Source organism: Streptomyces sp. NBC_01013, from assembly GCF_045162765.1.
Taxonomy (GTDB): Bacteria; Actinomycetota; Actinomycetes; order Streptomycetales; family Streptomycetaceae; genus Streptomyces.
Genome location: NZ_CP108687.1, coordinates 3,474,348 through 3,489,117, shown reverse-complemented (window position 1 = coordinate 3,489,117; position 14,770 = coordinate 3,474,348). Strand labels below are relative to the sequence as shown.

At 72.2% G+C, this 14,770-nt stretch carries 14 protein-coding genes and 1 pseudogene; 8 read left to right on the top strand and 7 right to left on the bottom strand.

Annotation, left to right across the window (positions count from 1 at the left end):
- Nucleotides 1-42: 42 nt before the first annotated feature.
- Complete coding sequence (locus tag OG538_RS14945; protein WP_406093803.1) at nucleotides 43-870, bottom strand: MerR family transcriptional regulator; 828 nt, start codon at nucleotides 868-870, stop codon at nucleotides 43-45.
- A gap of 338 nt (nucleotides 871-1,208) precedes the next feature.
- Nucleotides 1,209-1,412: a cold-shock protein gene (locus OG538_RS14940; RefSeq protein ID WP_003967102.1), complete on the bottom strand. Its 204-nt coding sequence runs from the start codon at nucleotides 1,410-1,412 to the stop codon at nucleotides 1,209-1,211.
- A gap of 353 nt (nucleotides 1,413-1,765) precedes the next feature.
- Here OG538_RS14940 and OG538_RS14935 point away from each other — a divergent pair, with 353 nt between their 5' ends.
- From OG538_RS14935 to OG538_RS14920, 4 genes are all read left to right on the top strand, one after another.
- On the top strand, nucleotides 1,766-2,644 hold the full coding sequence (locus OG538_RS14935; RefSeq protein ID WP_406093801.1) for a menaquinone biosynthetic enzyme MqnA/MqnD family protein: 879 nt from the start codon (nucleotides 1,766-1,768) through the stop codon (nucleotides 2,642-2,644).
- 355 nt (nucleotides 2,645-2,999) lie between these two features.
- The gene (locus OG538_RS14930) at nucleotides 3,000-4,724 is read left to right on the top strand and encodes a protein kinase domain-containing protein (protein WP_406093799.1); all 1,725 of its coding nucleotides are present in this window, start codon (nucleotides 3,000-3,002) and stop codon (nucleotides 4,722-4,724) included.
- Nucleotides 4,725-4,849: 125 nt separating this feature from the next.
- A complete protein-coding gene (gene mqnC, locus OG538_RS14925; protein ID WP_406093797.1) occupies nucleotides 4,850-6,049 on the top strand; it encodes a cyclic dehypoxanthinyl futalosine synthase in 1,200 nt (399 codons plus the stop codon).
- Nucleotides 6,050-6,060: 11 nt separating this feature from the next.
- Nucleotides 6,061-6,705: a hypothetical protein gene (locus OG538_RS14920; RefSeq protein WP_406093795.1), complete on the top strand. Its 645-nt coding sequence runs from the start codon at nucleotides 6,061-6,063 to the stop codon at nucleotides 6,703-6,705.
- A gap of 16 nt (nucleotides 6,706-6,721) precedes the next feature.
- On the opposite strand, the gene OG538_RS14915 is transcribed toward OG538_RS14920, so the two are convergent.
- The 4 genes from OG538_RS14915 to OG538_RS14900 form a co-directional block, all read right to left on the bottom strand.
- Entirely contained in the window at nucleotides 6,722-7,450 is a 729-nt protein-coding gene (locus OG538_RS14915) for a DUF3152 domain-containing protein (RefSeq protein WP_406093793.1), read from the bottom strand.
- Between the two features lie 86 nt (nucleotides 7,451-7,536).
- Complete coding sequence (locus tag OG538_RS14910; RefSeq protein ID WP_406093791.1) at nucleotides 7,537-8,424, bottom strand: DUF3152 domain-containing protein; 888 nt, start codon at nucleotides 8,422-8,424, stop codon at nucleotides 7,537-7,539.
- A complete protein-coding gene (locus OG538_RS14905; RefSeq protein WP_406100148.1) occupies nucleotides 8,414-9,301 on the bottom strand; it encodes a hypothetical protein in 888 nt (295 codons plus the stop codon). Before OG538_RS14905 ends, OG538_RS14910 begins: the two co-directional genes overlap by 11 nt.
- Nucleotides 9,302-9,317: 16 nt before the next feature.
- On the bottom strand, nucleotides 9,318-9,827 hold the full coding sequence (locus tag OG538_RS14900) for a SigE family RNA polymerase sigma factor (protein ID WP_406093789.1): 510 nt from the start codon (nucleotides 9,825-9,827) through the stop codon (nucleotides 9,318-9,320).
- Nucleotides 9,828-10,078: 251 nt separating this feature from the next.
- Here OG538_RS14900 and OG538_RS14895 point away from each other — a divergent pair, with 251 nt between their 5' ends.
- The 3 genes and pseudogenes from OG538_RS14895 to OG538_RS14885 all read left to right on the top strand — a co-directional run bounded on the left by OG538_RS14895 (nucleotide 10,079) and on the right by OG538_RS14885 (nucleotide 12,847).
- Nucleotides 10,079-10,771: a demethylmenaquinone methyltransferase gene (locus OG538_RS14895; RefSeq protein WP_406093787.1), complete on the top strand. Its 693-nt coding sequence runs from the start codon at nucleotides 10,079-10,081 to the stop codon at nucleotides 10,769-10,771.
- 177 nt (nucleotides 10,772-10,948) lie between these two features.
- Nucleotides 10,949-11,017: pseudogene (locus tag OG538_RS14890) on the top strand (zinc-ribbon domain-containing protein); the annotation flags it as partial.
- A 57-nt stretch (nucleotides 11,018-11,074) separates the two neighbouring features.
- On the top strand, nucleotides 11,075-12,847 hold the full coding sequence (locus tag OG538_RS14885; protein ID WP_406100454.1) for a zinc ribbon domain-containing protein: 1,773 nt from the start codon (nucleotides 11,075-11,077) through the stop codon (nucleotides 12,845-12,847).
- On the opposite strand, the gene OG538_RS14880 is transcribed toward OG538_RS14885, so the two are convergent.
- Nucleotides 12,835-13,380 carry a GNAT family N-acetyltransferase gene (locus OG538_RS14880; RefSeq protein ID WP_406093785.1) on the bottom strand — a complete coding sequence of 182 codons (546 nt, stop codon included), beginning with the start codon at nucleotides 13,378-13,380 and terminating at the stop codon, nucleotides 12,835-12,837. The genes OG538_RS14885 and OG538_RS14880 overlap by 13 nt on opposite strands.
- A 97-nt stretch (nucleotides 13,381-13,477) precedes the next feature.
- On the opposite strand from OG538_RS14880, the gene OG538_RS14875 reads away from it, so the two are divergent.
- Nucleotides 13,478-14,761: a geranylgeranyl reductase family protein gene (locus tag OG538_RS14875; RefSeq protein WP_406093783.1), complete on the top strand. Its 1,284-nt coding sequence runs from the start codon at nucleotides 13,478-13,480 to the stop codon at nucleotides 14,759-14,761.
- Nucleotides 14,762-14,770: the final 9 nt, after the last annotated feature.

The window sequence follows — 14,770 nt, the reverse complement described above, 5'->3', positions numbered from 1 at the left end:
GGGAGGGTCCGGGGGCGCCCCCGGACCCTCCCCGTCGGCCGGTCAGCGTCGGGTCACCGGTTCCTGCAGCTCCGTCACCCACTTCGCCCGGTTCTCGGGGCACTCCAGGTTGATCTCGCGTGCGTACCCCGCCGACCGGTAGCCACTGGCGTCGATCCACTGCGCCAGGGCCTGGGACGTCGGCAGGATCCCGGCCATCGAACCCCGGTGGACGATGGTCGCCGCCTCGAACGGGGGCAGCTCGACCACCGTGACTCCCGTGTCACCCAGCGGCCCCACCGGGGCCGAGACCGTCACCCCGGCGTGGACGACGATCGCGCCGCCGCCCTCCGGGGCGTCCTCGTAACGTGCGATGCCGGGGCCCGTCGGGGTGACTCCCGCCCCGCCCAGCAGCGGGAACAGCCGCTCGTACAGCGGGCCGATCACCGGTGTGATGTCCTCCGGTCCGTACCCCGCGGCCACACCGGTCAGCTCCGCGACCCGTACTGCCGGAACGCTCTTGATCACGACGTCCTCCACGGACATGTGTCCCTCGCTCTCGATCGACCGGAGACTCGCCTCGACCTGGGCCAGCCGGGCGGCCGCCGCCGCCATCGCCGCCTCCAACTCCACCCGTCGCAGCCGCAGCATCCCGCGCAGCTCGTCGGAGCCCACTTCCTCGTCGAGGACGGCCCGCACCTGCTGAAGGGTGAAGCCGAGCTCCTTGAGGGCGATGATGCGGTTGAGCCGGGCCAACTGGGCGGCACCGTAATAGCGGTAGCCGGTGGCCGGGTCGGTACGGTCCGGGTGCAGCAGCCCGACGGCGTCGTAGTGACGCAGCATCCGGGCCGACACCCGCCCGTACCGGGCGAAGTCTCCGATGGTGAACATGATGTCTCCGAGTGCACGCCCTCACACGGTGTCAAGGTCAAGCATGGCAAGGCCCGGACAGGTGGAGAGTGCAGGACTTCGCCGACGAACGGGCGGGGCCGTGTGCATGACGCGGAACAGCTCACCGCCGCGCTGGGACGGCTGTGGCCCGAGAAGTGGAAGGTGTTTGTGCTCTGCGTCCGGGACGGGGCCGGCCCCCCGGGACGCCGCACGGGCGCTCGGGGTCCCGGTCGGCACCGTCCGCTCCACACAGGCAGGAGCCCCGCTCCTCCGCCGAGGCGGGGGAGCGGGGCTCCTTGGGTACTGCGTTACCGGCCGCGATCGGCCGACCCGGGCAACTAGGCCGGGGTGACGTTCTCAGCCTGCGGACCCTTGGGTCCCTGAGTGACGTCGAAGTTCACGACCTGGTTCTCCTCGAGGGAGCGGAACCCGGACGCGTTGATCGCGGAATAGTGGACGAAGACATCCGGGCCGCCGCCGTCCTGGGCGATGAAGCCGAAGCCCTTTTCAGCGTTGAACCACTTGACGGTTCCGGTAGCCATAAGCCCTCCTTGGGCCAAAGGGTTGCCCTGCTCCAGAACCTGCAAAGAAGTCTGAAAACTACAAAAGCCTGCGGGTTACATGCTCCGCAGGCTCTGTACTGCAAGGGAAACCAAACTGCAACTTGGCGATGAGCCTAGCACGCAGCATGTACGGAAGGGTAGAGGGAAAGATCACTTCACCCGGATGTTTGATTGCCGTGTGGACGGGTGCTCCAGGAGGCTCATCCGGGCGCCTTCCGAACCCTTCCCGAGAGGCCTTCGGTACCCATTCCGGAGCCTCCGGAAGAGGGGCCGAAGCGACGCCGCGCGCCCCCGGTGAGGCCGTCGGCCGGTCACGGGTCTAGCCTCGCGATGTGGACAATTCAACCGTCACCACCGTCGCAGGCGACGACCGTCGCAGCCGGCCGCGCGTCGGCCACATCCAGTTCCTGAACTGCCTCCCCCTCTACTGGGGGCTCGCACGGACCGGAACCCTGCTCGACCTGGAGCTCTCGAAGGACACCCCGGAGAAGCTCAGCGAGCAGCTGATCAGGGGCGATCTGGACATCGGCCCCGTCACCCTCGTGGAGTTCCTGCGCAACGCCGACGACCTGGTCGCCTTCCCCGACATCGCGGTCGGCTGCGACGGGCCCGTCATGTCGTGCGTGATCGTGTCGCAGCGGCCCCTGGAGGACCTCGACCGGGCCCGGGTGGCGCTCGGTTCGACCTCCCGCACCTCCGTACGGCTGGCGCAGCTGCTCCTCGCGGAGCGGTTCGGTGTCACGCCCGACTACTACACCTGCCCGCCGGACCTCGGCCTGATGATGCAGGAGGCCGACGCCGCCGTCCTCATCGGTGACGCCGCGCTGCGCGCCAACCTGCACGACGCCCCCCGGCTGGGGCTGCAGGTCCACGACCTGGGCGCGATGTGGAAGGAGTGGACGGGGCTGCCGTTCGTCTTCGCCGTCTGGGCCGCGCGCAGGGACTACCTGGCGGCCGAGCCCACCGCGGTGAAGAAGGTGCACGAGGCGTTCCTGGCCTCGCGGGACGTCTCCCTGGAGGAGGTCACCAAGGTCGCGGAGCAGGCCGCGCGCTGGGAGGCCTTCGACGCGGAGGTCCTGGAGCGCTACTTCACGACGCTCGACTTCCGCTTCGGGCCCGCGCAGCTGGCGGGCGTCAAGGAGTTCGCGCGCCGGACCGGCCCGACGACGGGCTTCCCGGCGGATGTGAACGTCGAGCTGCTCGGCGGCTGAGGGATCACGCCGGGGTTCCCCCGCCGCGTGCCGTCCGCACGCGTCGGACGGGAATGCCCGGCCATTCCCACCGGGGCCCCGCCCGCGGAACCCGGGTGCGGATGTACGGATATCGATTCGGGCGAATTCGCGTTGAATGGCCGATTGGCGGAAGGTGCCGGAAGCACGCCCCCGATCCGGTCCCGATCCCTCCCTCAATCGACCGGGGAAGGGCGCATTCACGCCTTTCACGGTGACGAATGGCGTCGTTCGTTCCCTTGAGGGCGAAATCGGCGGATGCTTTCCCCTGTGACCCGATGACCTTCGCCCCTAGGCTTCGGTCGGAGGTCCGGCCGGTCCACAAGGGAGTCCGTATATGCAGCCGCTCGAAGCCGGCGAACCGCTGAGCATCGGTGGCTACCGGCTGCTCGGCCGACTCGGAGCCGGCGGCATGGGCCGTGTCTATCTGGGGCGCAGCGCGGGCGGCCGGACCGTCGCGGTCAAGGTCGTCCACCCGCACTTCGCGCTCGACGAGCAGTTCCGCGCCCGGTTCCGGCGCGAGGTGGACGCGGCACGGCGGCTCGGCGCGCAGTGGACCGCACCCGTCCTGGACGCCGACCCGGACGCCCCCGTCCCGTGGGTGGCCCATGGCTACGTGGCCGGGCCTGCGCTGTCGGCAGCCGTCACCGAACACGGGCCGCTGCCCGAGCAGTCGGTACGCACCCTGGGTGCCGGCCTCGCCGAGGCGCTGGCCGCGGTCCACGGGCAGGGCCTGATCCACCGGGACGTGAAGCCCTCCAACGTCCTGCTCGCCCTCGACGGCCCCCGGCTGATCGACTTCGGCATCGCCCGGGCCATCGACGCCACCGCCTCCCTCACCTCCACCGGTGTCTCGGTCGGCTCGCCCGGCTACATGGCGCCGGAGCAGATCCGCGGCCTGGACATCTCGGGTGCGGCCGACATCTTCTCGCTGGGCGCGGTGCTGGCGTACGCGGCGACGGGGTCCGCCCCCTTCCTCGGCGACTCCTCCGCCGTCCTCCTCTACAAGGTGGTGCACGAGGAACCCGAACTGGGCGAGCTGGAAGGCGCGATGCGCGACGCCATCGCCTCATGCCTGGCGAAGGACCCGGCCCACCGGCCCACCCCGGCGGAGCTCGCCCGGCAGTTGGCGCCAGGCGGTGCGGCGGCCTCGGTGGCGGCGGGCTGGCTGCCCGCTCCGCTGGTGCGCGAGGTCAGCCGGTCGGCGGTCGCCCTGCTGGACCTGGAACCGCAGGAGGCGCCGGTGCGGTCGGGACCGGTGCCGTTCACCAACGCCTCGTTCGGCACGGGCGGGAGCGGCGGGGCCCTCGGCGTCTTCGGCCCGCCGGTCGAGCCGCTCGCGACGGCCGGCCCCACCCCGCCGCCCGCCACCGGGGCGGACGGGGTGCCGGGACAGCGCACCCCTGATCCCCGGTTCGCCGTCACCATGGGTGCCGACTCGCGGCCGGGCGGGCACCGTGGGCGCAGGCTCAGCTGCACCGTCGCGCTCGCGGTGGCCGGTGCGCTCGCCGCGGTGACCGTGGGCAGCGCGTTCCTCTTCGACCTCATGCCGGGCGGGGGCGGCGACGACACCGCCGGGCACGGTGACGTCGGCAGGACCCCGTCGGCCACCTCCCCCGGCGACACCTCGTCCGCCGAGCCGTCCCCGCCCGCAGGCTCCGCCACCGGCACCCCGGGTCAGGTCGCCGAGGTTCCGGCCGCCTTCCTCGGCACGTGGCGGGGGCCGCTCACCGAGAAGACGACCGGAGCGCCGCACGGCACCCTCACCGCGGTGTTCGAGAAGGGGAAGAAGGGCGCGGAGGTCCTCCACATGACGACCACGATCACGGGCCTCGGTGTGGACCTCAGCTGCTACAGCGTCGCCACTCTCACCTCCGGCACGGTCAGGGAACTGAAGCTCCGGGAACGCGCCGACCCCGAGCACCCCGGTGCGGCGGGGCTGTGCACCACCACACCCACCGACCTGCACTTCACGCGCACCGACGACGGCGCCCTGCGGTTCCGGTCCGACGAGCGGGGAGCCGGGCTCCCGTACGGCACGCTGACCCGGTCCGAGCGCTGACCGGTAACGGCCCGGGACTCACCGACGGCGCACCGGCCCGGTCCGGCCGCCGACCCGTACAGGCCCTGGCGTACGCTGAACCGGTCCGTAGATCCGTTGAAAAACCGCCGAAAGGTGACAGCCCGGTGACCGAGAAGGCCGACCTCCAGCCCATCCTCGACCGAGCCGCCGAAGGCGGCCGGATCACTCCGGCGGAGGCCCTCGACCTCTACCGGTCGGCGCCCCTGCACGCCCTGGGCGCGGCCGCCGACGCCGTGCGCCGACGCCGTTACGCGGGTACTGAGCACATCGCGACGTACATCATCGAGCGCAACATCAACTACACCAACGTCTGTGTCACCGCCTGCAAGTTCTGCGCGTTCTACGCCGCGCCCAAGGACACCGCCAAGGGCTGGTCCCGCGACCTCGACGACATCCTGCGCCGCTGCGCGGAGACGGTCGAGCTCGGCGGCACGCAGATCATGTTCCAGGGCGGGCACCACCCGGACTACGGGGTGGAGTACTACGAGGAGCACTTCTCCGCGATCAAGAAGGCGTTCCCGCAGCTCGTCATCCACTCACTGGGCGCCTCCGAGATCGAGCACATGGCCCGGATCTCCAAGGTCTCCGCCGAGGAGGCCATCCAGCGGATCCACGCCGCCGGTCTCGACTCCTTCGCCGGTGCCGGCGCCGAACTGCTCCCGGCCCGGCCGCGCACCGCGATCGCCCCGCTCAAGGAGTCCGGCGAGCGCTGGCTGGAGATCATGGAGATCGCACACCGGCTCGGTGTCGAGTCCACCTCCACCATGCTGATGGGCACCGGCGAGACGAACGCCGAGCGCATCGAGCACCTGAGCATGATCCGCGACGTGCAGGACCGCACCGGCGGCTTCCGCGCCTTCATCCCGTACACGTACCAGCCGGAGAACAACAAGCTGAAGGGCCAGACGCAGGCCACGCTCTTCGAGTACCTGCGGATGATCGCCATCGCCCGGATCTTCCTGGACAACGTCGCCCACATCCAGGGCTCCTGGCTCACCACCGGCAAGGAGGTCGGCCAGCTGTCGCTGCACTACGGCGCGGACGACCTCGGCTCGATCATGCTGGAGGAGAACGTCGTCTCCTCCGCCGGCGCCAAGCACCGCTCCAACCGCCTGGAGATCATCGACCTGATCCGCAAGGCGGACCGGGTGCCGGCCCAGCGCGCCACCACGTACGAGCACCTGGTCGTCCACGACGACCCGGCGAACGACCCGGTCGACGAGCGCGTCGTCTCGCACATCTCGTCCACTGCGATCGAGGGCGGCACCGCCCACCCGGAGCTCAAGCTCCTCAACGCCAACTAGGGCCCCTCGCCTTGCTGACGATTCACGCCGCCGCCCTGCTCCTGCCGGGCGGCGGCCGTGCTGCGGTGCCCGACGGGGCGGTGGTCGTCCAGGACGCGGTGACCGTCGCCTTCGGCCCGTACGGTGAACTGGCCGCGGTCCATCCCGCCGCCCGGGTCCGGCGCTGGCCGGGCCTCCTGACCCCGGGTCTCGTCCAACGGGACGCGGTCAGGCTGCTGGAGGAGACCTACTTCCCCGATCCGCGTGAGGCGGACACCCTGGGCACGGCACCGCTGACCGGCGAGGCACTCGACGCGCTCGGGCCGGACGACACCTGGCGGGCCGGCAGCATCAGGCGCGGGCTGCACCGCATGCTCCGCCACGGGACGACCGCGGCGACGGCCGCGCCCACCGCACCACCCGCCCTCATCACGGCCATGCGCCGGTCCGGGCTGCTGGTGATCGGCGGGCCGGCGGCTCCGGGCGGCACACCGCGGCTCGATCCGCTGGCCGGGGCCGAGACGGTGGCCGGCGCGACGGTGGCGCCGCTCGCCGTCGGGGGGCGGGCCGATCTCGCCGCCTTCGACGTGCCGGACGAGGCAGCACTGCTCGCGGCGGGCGGGGCGAGCTGCGTGGCGACGGTGGCGGCGGGACGACTGGTGTACCGGGGCAGGTAGGCCGCGCCCGCGGGGCTCACGGTACGGACGGGCCGCCGAGGTAGTGCCCCGCGGGGTCGTAGGGCCAGGCGTTGGAGACGCATCCCTTGAGGCCGTAGATCTGCTGCATCATCGCGGGGGCGGGGCGGCCCTTGCCGGGGCAGGTCTCGTGGCCGTGGCCGAGCCAGTGGCCCACTTCGTGGTTGACGATCAGGGCGCGGTAGTCGGCGAGCGGGCCGTGGAACTCCGGCGAACCCTGCTCCCAGCGCTTCAGGTTGACCATGACGTCGGTCCCCACGCGGCAGTTGACCTCGCCGTGCGTGTCGAGCCCGCCCTTCCCGCAGATCCGGTCCGTGGTCGCGGGTGTGGCGATCCGTATGACCAGGCCCGCCGGGCCCTCGGCGACCTGGCGGAAGGAGTGCTCGCCGTGGTGCGCCCACCCACGCGGCGCGGCCAGGACGCGGGCGACCTCGGCGGCGGCCTCGTCCGCGTCCAGGCCGGAGCCCTTCTCCACCTCGACCCGGTAGGCGTCGCCCTTGCCCGTCTCCGAGACGCCCGCCCGGGCGACCGTGAAGGTGGCGGATGCGGAGGACGTACCCGGATCGTGGCCCCCGTTCCACCGGATGCCCACGACGGCCGCCGTGACCAGTACGACCGGCACGACGGCCTTGGCGAACAGCCGGTTCCGTCCGCGTCCCCGCTGCCCGCTCCGGCGCACATCCCCTGCGGACATCCGCGCCCCTCCCCAGTCCTCGGTGGATTCCACTCCCCGGGGTATAGACCGGTGCCGATGCCAATTGGTTCAGTCCACACGTGTACGAGGTGGTGGCTGGGGATGAGTCCGGGGAAGAGTCACCGTACGGAAGGGCCGCCGAGGTACTGCCCCTTGGAGTCGTAGGGCCAGGCGTTGGAGACGCATCCCCTGAGGCCGTAGATCTGCTGCATCATCGCGGGGGCGGGCAAGCCGGCCCCCGCGCAGGTCTCGTGGCCGTGGCCCAGCCAGTGGCCGACCTCGTGGTTGACGATCAGGGCGCGGTACTCGGCGAGGGGGCCGTGGAACTCGGGCGAACCGGTCTGCCAGCGCTTGAGGTTCACCATCACCACCCCGCCCACCCGGCAGTTGACCTCGCCATGGGTGTCCAGGCCCTCCGCCCCGCAGACGCGGTCGGTGGTCGCCGCAGTGGCGATACGGATCACCAGCCCGGCAGGGCCCTGTGCCACCCGGTGGAACGAGCGCGCCCCGCCGTGTGCCCAGCCGCGCGGCGCGGCCAGGACGTCGGCGATCAGGGTGGCCGCCGCGTCGGGGTCCACGCCGGACCCGTCCTCGGCCTCGATCCGGTAGGCGTTCCCGCTGCCGGACGTGGCGCCCGCGCGGGCGACCGTGAACGTGCCCGGGCCGGATGCCGGGACACCGGGAGCCCGACCGGCCCGGGCAGCGGAGCGGGAGGGGGCCGGGGAGCGGGTGGGAGGCGCGGTGGTCGTCCTCGGCCTCGCGCTGGGGGAGGACGACGTGCCGGGCGGGCCGGAGCCCGTCGGCTCCGGCCCGGCCGCCGCGGCCGCTGGGTCGTGGCCGCCCGCCCACAGGGGATCGGCGACCGCGGCGGCGCAGATCAGCGTCGCCGGGACGAGTACCGCGACCAGCACGCGTATCCGGCTGCGGCGCCGGCGCTCCTGCCGGGCGAGCCGACGGCCTCCCCGCCTCCATCGCTGTCCCTGGTGCCGTCCGCTGTCAGCCGCCACGAACGGAGTGCTCCTTGTCCTCCATCGGATGCCCGTCCGCGTACTTCACGAGCTTCAGGGTCCTGGGGTCACGGGCGGCATGGAGCAGCTGGTCCACGGTGACCGGCGCCGACACCATCGAGGAGTCGTCACCGTCGACCGAGAGCCTGACGCTGCTCCTGCCGTACGTGAACGAGAGGCCGACGCCGGTGATGGCCTGCGAGCCCTTCTGGTTCCCCACCGCGCTGAAGGAGCGGACCTTGATGCCGTCCGGCAGCATCACCGTCCTGCACCGGAAGCCCTTCGACGGGGTGTCCTGGCACGGCGGATCCGCGCCGGCATCCCCCGGATCGGCCTGGGGGCGTACCGAGAAGATGACCGGAAAGGTGTTGCCGTCCGATCCGCCCTGATAGCGGTCCACCGCCAGATCGACCGGACGGACGGTGCCGAGCCGCGCGGGGAGCAGTTCGTCCAGCAGCACCGCGACCTGCTGCTGGAATTCCTCCTGCCGGGCCCGTTCGGCCGGTGGCAGATCGGCCATCGACGTCTCACCGGCGGTCGGCTCGATGTGCACGGGCGTGGGCGCGGGCCGGCCGGTAGCGGCCGGAGAGGGCGTCGCGGTCTGCGAGGCGGCGGACCCGGTCCGCGCCGTCTGCGCGTCCCCTCCGGAGCCCCACATCGGCAGCAGCGCGCCGAACACTCCCAGGGCCACCACGCCCGTCACCCCGGCCCCGACGGCACGGGCGCGGTTGCGGCGCCTGCGGCCCTGAACCAGGGCGACCGGCACCAGATCGGGCAGCGACGGCGCGCTCTCGGCGGTCTCTTCCATGGCCGCCCTGATCAGCAGTGCCTCGGCCCCGGGGCCTGGCCCCCGGCCGGGGGAGCGGTCCGTATTCATGTCCACGACGGTCTCCTCAGCTTCGGGTGGTGTAGAGATGCGCGTCGCCCAGGCGGGTGCGCAGGGTGACGAGCGAGCGCGAGCACTGGCTCTTCACGGTGGACCGGCTGCAGCGCAGCAGCTCGGCGACCCTCTCCACGCTCAGGTCCTCCCAATACCGCAGGACGACCATCGCCCGGGCACGGGCGGGCAGTTCGGCGAGCGCGGCCAGCAGGGTGACCGTCAGCTCGGGACCGACCGCGGGCGTGTGCGCGGCGATCGGTGTATGGGCACGGAAGTCGAGCAGCCGGCGCCTGCGCTCGGCGATGTAGGTGCGGGTCAGCACCGTGCGGGCGTAGGCGTCCGGATGGTCGGCTGCGCTCGCCCGGCCCCAGTGCTGGAACAGCTTCGCCAGCGTCGTCTGGGTGAGGTCGCGGGCGGCGTCGGCGTCCCCGCACAGCAGGTACGCGGTGCGGTACAGCCGGCGCTGACTCACGCGGGCGAACTCCTCGAAGCCAGGGGCGCCCGGGCTGCGTCCGGCGGTCATCCGGCCTCCTCTACGGTCTGTCGGTGGTCACTACGCCTGTTACTGAGCGACGCCGGGCCGGAAAGGTTGAAGCCGGAGGGGAAAACGTGTCCGAATCCCGAATCCCGCGGCTCATCGCCGCCGAGGCAGTGCCCGTGGGGTCGCAGGGCCGGGTGCCGCCGCCGGGGGACCGCGCCGCTGACCGCCGTCGCGGTGTTCCCCGACAGCGGGCCCGCCCCGACGCGGCCGGGCCGGGCTGCTTGAATGGGTGGGTGACCCGAGCCTCCCTGGACAAGCAGCCGCACGAAGTCGCCTCGATGTTCGACGACGTGGCGGCGAACTACGACCTCACCAACGACGTGCTCTCGCTCGGCCAGGCCCGGCTGTGGCGCAAGGAGGTCGCCGCGGCGGTGCACGCCCGGCCCGCGGAGAAGGTCCTCGACCTGGCCGCCGGGACGGCGACGTCCTCGCTGCCGTTCGCCGCGACCGGTGCGTACGTCGTGCCGTGCGACTTCTCCATCGGCATGCTGCGCGAGGGCAAGAAGCGCAACTCCTGGCTGCCGTTCACCGCGGGCGACGCCACGAAGCTGCCGTTCCGCGACGAGACCTTCGACGCGGTGACCATTTCCTTCGGGCTGCGCAACGTCCAGGACACCGACGCGGCACTGCGTGAGCTGTACCGGGTGACCAAGCCGGGCGGCCGGGTGGTCATCTGCGAGTTCTCCCAGCCGGTCTGGGCACCGTTCCGGACCGTCTACACCGAGTACCTGATGCGGGCGCTGCCGCCGGTCGCGCGGGCAGTGTCGTCCAACCCCGACGCGTACGTCTATCTCGCCGAGTCGATCCGCGCCTGGCCCGACCAGCCCGGGCTGGCGGCCAAGCTCCAGCGGGCCGGATGGTCGAAGGTCGCCTGGCGCAACCTCAGCGGTGGCATCGTCGCGCTGCACCGGGGCGTGCGCGCCTGAGGGACGCGGGGAGGTGCGTGCCCGACAGGGCCGCCACCCGGTGAAGTCCGGTGCCGAGGATCCGAGTTGACGGGAACCGGGTAACGGGGAAGATGTGTCCGTTGATACGGCACGCGTCTTTCCCGTTCCCCTGTGTCACCGTTCCGGCCGTCCCCGTCTCCTCCGTGCGGAGTCCTCATGCCGTCGTACTGCCCCTTCTGCGGAACCCAGGCGCCGGATGATGCGCGCTTCTGCATGAAGTGCGGACGCGAACGCCCGCCGACACCCGCGACGCCCCCGCCGACACCCGCGACGCCCCCGCACATGCCCGCAGCGCCCCCGCTCCCGCCGCCCGCACCGCCCGCTGCCGTGGTGCCGCCCGCTCCGGCGGGCCCGCCCCCGCCGCCCGGGTACGCCCCGATGCCTGCCGCCCCGGCGGGGCCGTCACCGCTCGGTGCCTTCTTCGGCCGGGTGTTCCGGGGTGACTGGGCGGGCTCGGTGAAGGCCGCCGCCTGGCCGAGCGGGCTGATCGTGGCCCTCGCGGTGGCGCTCTCCATCCCCACGTACGGCCAGGGCGACGATGTCGTCGTCGGCTGGAGCGACCGGCTGAGGATCGCGCTCGCGATGCTGCTCCAGGCGTTCGGGGGAGGCTTCGAACTGCGGCCGGCCGGGTCCGGCGGCCTGAACCCCTCCGACTACGGCTCCGACTACGACTACGGCTCCGACTTCGATTACGGCTCCGGCGGACCGGACTTCGGGTCGGACTTCGCAGGACTGGACCCCGGCGCCCAGGGCAGCTACGTCCTCGCCCTCGTGCCGCTCACCGTCACCGTGCTCTGGATCGGCGCGCTGATTCTCGGCGCCCGTACGGTCCGCCGGCAGGGCGGTGGCCTGGAGGCCGCCGTACGGATCAGCCTCGTGGCCACCGCGGCCGTCCTGCTCCTCGGACTCTTCGCGCAGCCCGAGGTCGCGGACGTCTCGGTCTCGTCCTCCCCGGTCCTCGCCGCGCTCGGTGCGCTCGTCATGGCGCTGCTGGTCGCCGGCGGCGTACTGCAACGCGACGCGGCGGCCCGGTGGCTGGCGGAACGGCCCGGGACGCTGACCCTGGTCCGGGCCGCGGGCACGGCGCTCAGGGCGCTCGGCGTCGTGGTGCTGCTCTGCTCCGTGGTCGGCTTCGTCACGTACGCCACCGCGGACGACGTCGACGGTGAAGCCCTGCTGATCGCCCTGCCGTTGCTGCCCAACATCGGACTGCAGGTGCTCGGTGTGAGCTGGGGTGCCCACTTCGAGTACGACCTGCGGGGGTGGATGGACTTCCTCGGCTCGGGTACGGAGCACGGCACCGTCGGCCTGTCCGATCTCGATGACGCGTTCGGCGGCTGGGCGGTGACCGGGGCGTTGGTCACCGGCGTCGTCTGCGCGCTGACGGTAGGGCTGCTGGCCGCGCGCCGCTCGGCGGGCAGAGGCGAACAGGCCACCGTGGGAGGCCTGTTCCTGCTGCTCTTCCTGGTGCTGGCCGCGGTGGGCGGAATGTCGGCGGAGCTCTCCGGCAGCACCGAGGGCGTGGACCGCCGGGGCACCGTGGAGTTCGCCCTGAGCCTGTCGGACGTGCTGTTGTTCGGCCTGCTGTGGGTAGGGGGCGCGGTGTTCGTCGCGCCGTACCTGCTGCGGCTGACGGGGCGGCCCGGTGCGCTGCCTCCGGCGTACCCGGGGTACCCGGCGGCGGCGCCGGGGGCGTACGCCCCGTACGCCCCGACGGCCACCACCACACCGATGCACGTGTCCACGCCCACCACCGCCGGGGCGGGTCCGTTCGCGTCCGCGCCCGAACCGTCCGGCCGCAGGCGGAGCGTGGCCGTCTGGTGCGCGACGCTCGCCGCGGCGCTGCTCGTGGGCGGAGGGGTGACCGCCGGTGTGCTGGCACTGAAGGACCGTGACGGCGACGACAACAAGCCCGCCCCGACCCGGAGCAGCGAGCCGGCGACGGAGTCACCGCAGTCCGACCGGTCCGACACCGACGGGTCCACCGACCAGGTCATCGGCCCCGACGGACCCTCGACGCCCCGCTCCGTCCGGCCGGCCGGCTACACGGGCTGACCCGGCACGTCACCGGTCAGCTCCAGCCGGAAGCACCGCACCTCCTGGCCCTCCCGTGGCGTCGTGAAACTCTCGGCCTGCTCCATGCCCAGGCGCCGGGCCACGGCGATCGACCGTTCGTTGAGCGCGTCGATCGTCGCCACCACCCGCTCGACCCCGGCCGCGCGCAGCCGCTCCAGCGTGACGCGCGCGGCCGCGGTCGCGTATCCGAGCCCCCAGGCCGGCCGGGCCAGCCGCCACCCGATCTCGATCTCGCCCACCGGGCCGTACGCGCTCTGCGGCCACGGCTGCGCGCCGGTGAAGCCGAGCACCTCGCCGTCCCCGTCGAGCACGGTCCACAGGCAGAAGCCCAGCTCCGCGTCGTGTCTGCGCTGGCGGGCAGTCCACTCCTCGTACATGGACAGTTCGTCGGACCTACCGCCGAAGAACTCCATCACCTCCGGGTCGTCGAAGGCGCGGTGCCAGGCCACCGCGTCCTCGTCGGTCGGGACACGCAGCTGTACGACGGGAAGTGCGGGAGGTGCGATCGACATCGGGGAGCCCTTCGGAGGGTTGATCAGCAGGCCCCCATAGACTGCACGGGACATGTGCCGCGCGGCACGCGAATTCGAGTCTTCGGGAGATCCGACCGTGACCGAGCCCCTCTCCGAACACAGCGCGGACGTGATCGTCGTCGGGGCAGGCCCAGCCGGCTCCAGCACCGCGTACTACCTCGCGAAGGCCGGACTCGACGTCCTCCTCCTGGAGAAGACAGCCTTCCCGCGCGAGAAGGTCTGCGGTGACGGCCTCACGCCGCGCGCCACCAAGCAGCTCGTCTCCATGGGCATCGACATCTCCGAAGAGGCCGGCTGGCTGCGCAACAAGGGCCTGCGCATCATCGGCGGCGGCGTCCGGCTCCAGCTGGACTGGCCGGACCTGGCCTCGTACCCGGACTACGGTCTCGTCCGCAAGCGCGACGACTTCGACGAGCAGCTGGCCCGCCAGGCGCAGAAGGCCGGCGCGCGGCTGTACGAGCGCTGCAACGTCGGCGCCCCGATCAAGGACGAGCGCACCGGCCGCATCACCGGTGTGCACGCGAAGATGGGCGAGGAGAAGACCCCGGTCACCTTCCACGCCCCCCTCGTCGTGGCCGCGGACGGCAACTCCACCCGGCTCTCCGTCGCTATGGGCCTGCACCGGCGCGAGGACCGCCCGATGGGCGTCGCGGTCCGCACCTACTTCACCTCGCCCCGCCACGACGACGACTACCTGGAGTCCTGGCTGGAGCTCTGGGACCGGCGCGGGGCCGAGGACCGGCTGCTGCCCGGCTACGGCTGGATCTTCGGGATGGGCGACGGCACGTCGAACGTCGGCCTCGGCATCCTCAACTCGTCCTCCGCCTTCAAGGAGCTGGACTGGCGCGAGGTACTCAAGGCGTGGTGCGCCTCCATGCCGGAGGACTGGGGCTACACCCCCGAGAACATGACGACGCCGATCCGCGGCGCCGCCCTCCCGATGGCGTTCAACCGCCAGCCGCACTACACCAAGGGCCTGCTGCTCGTCGGTGACGCCGGCGGCATGGTCAACCCGTTCAACGGCGAAGGCATCGCGTATGCCATGGAGTCGGGTCAGATCGCCGCGGACGTCATCGTCCAGGCCCACGCCCGGGCGACCCCTGCCCAGCGCGAACTGGCCCTGAGCAACTACCCCAAGGTGCTCAAGGAGACCTACGGCGGCTACTACACGATGGGCCGCGCCTTCGTGAAGCTGATCGGCAACCCGAAGGTCATGAAGGTCGCGACCCAGCGCGGCCTCACGCACCCGCTGTTGATGAAGTTCACCCTGAAGATGCTCGCCAACCTCACCGACCCGGCGGGCGGCGACGCGATGGACCGCATCATCAACGGTCTGACGAAGGTGGCTCCGCGGTCGTGATCATCGCGA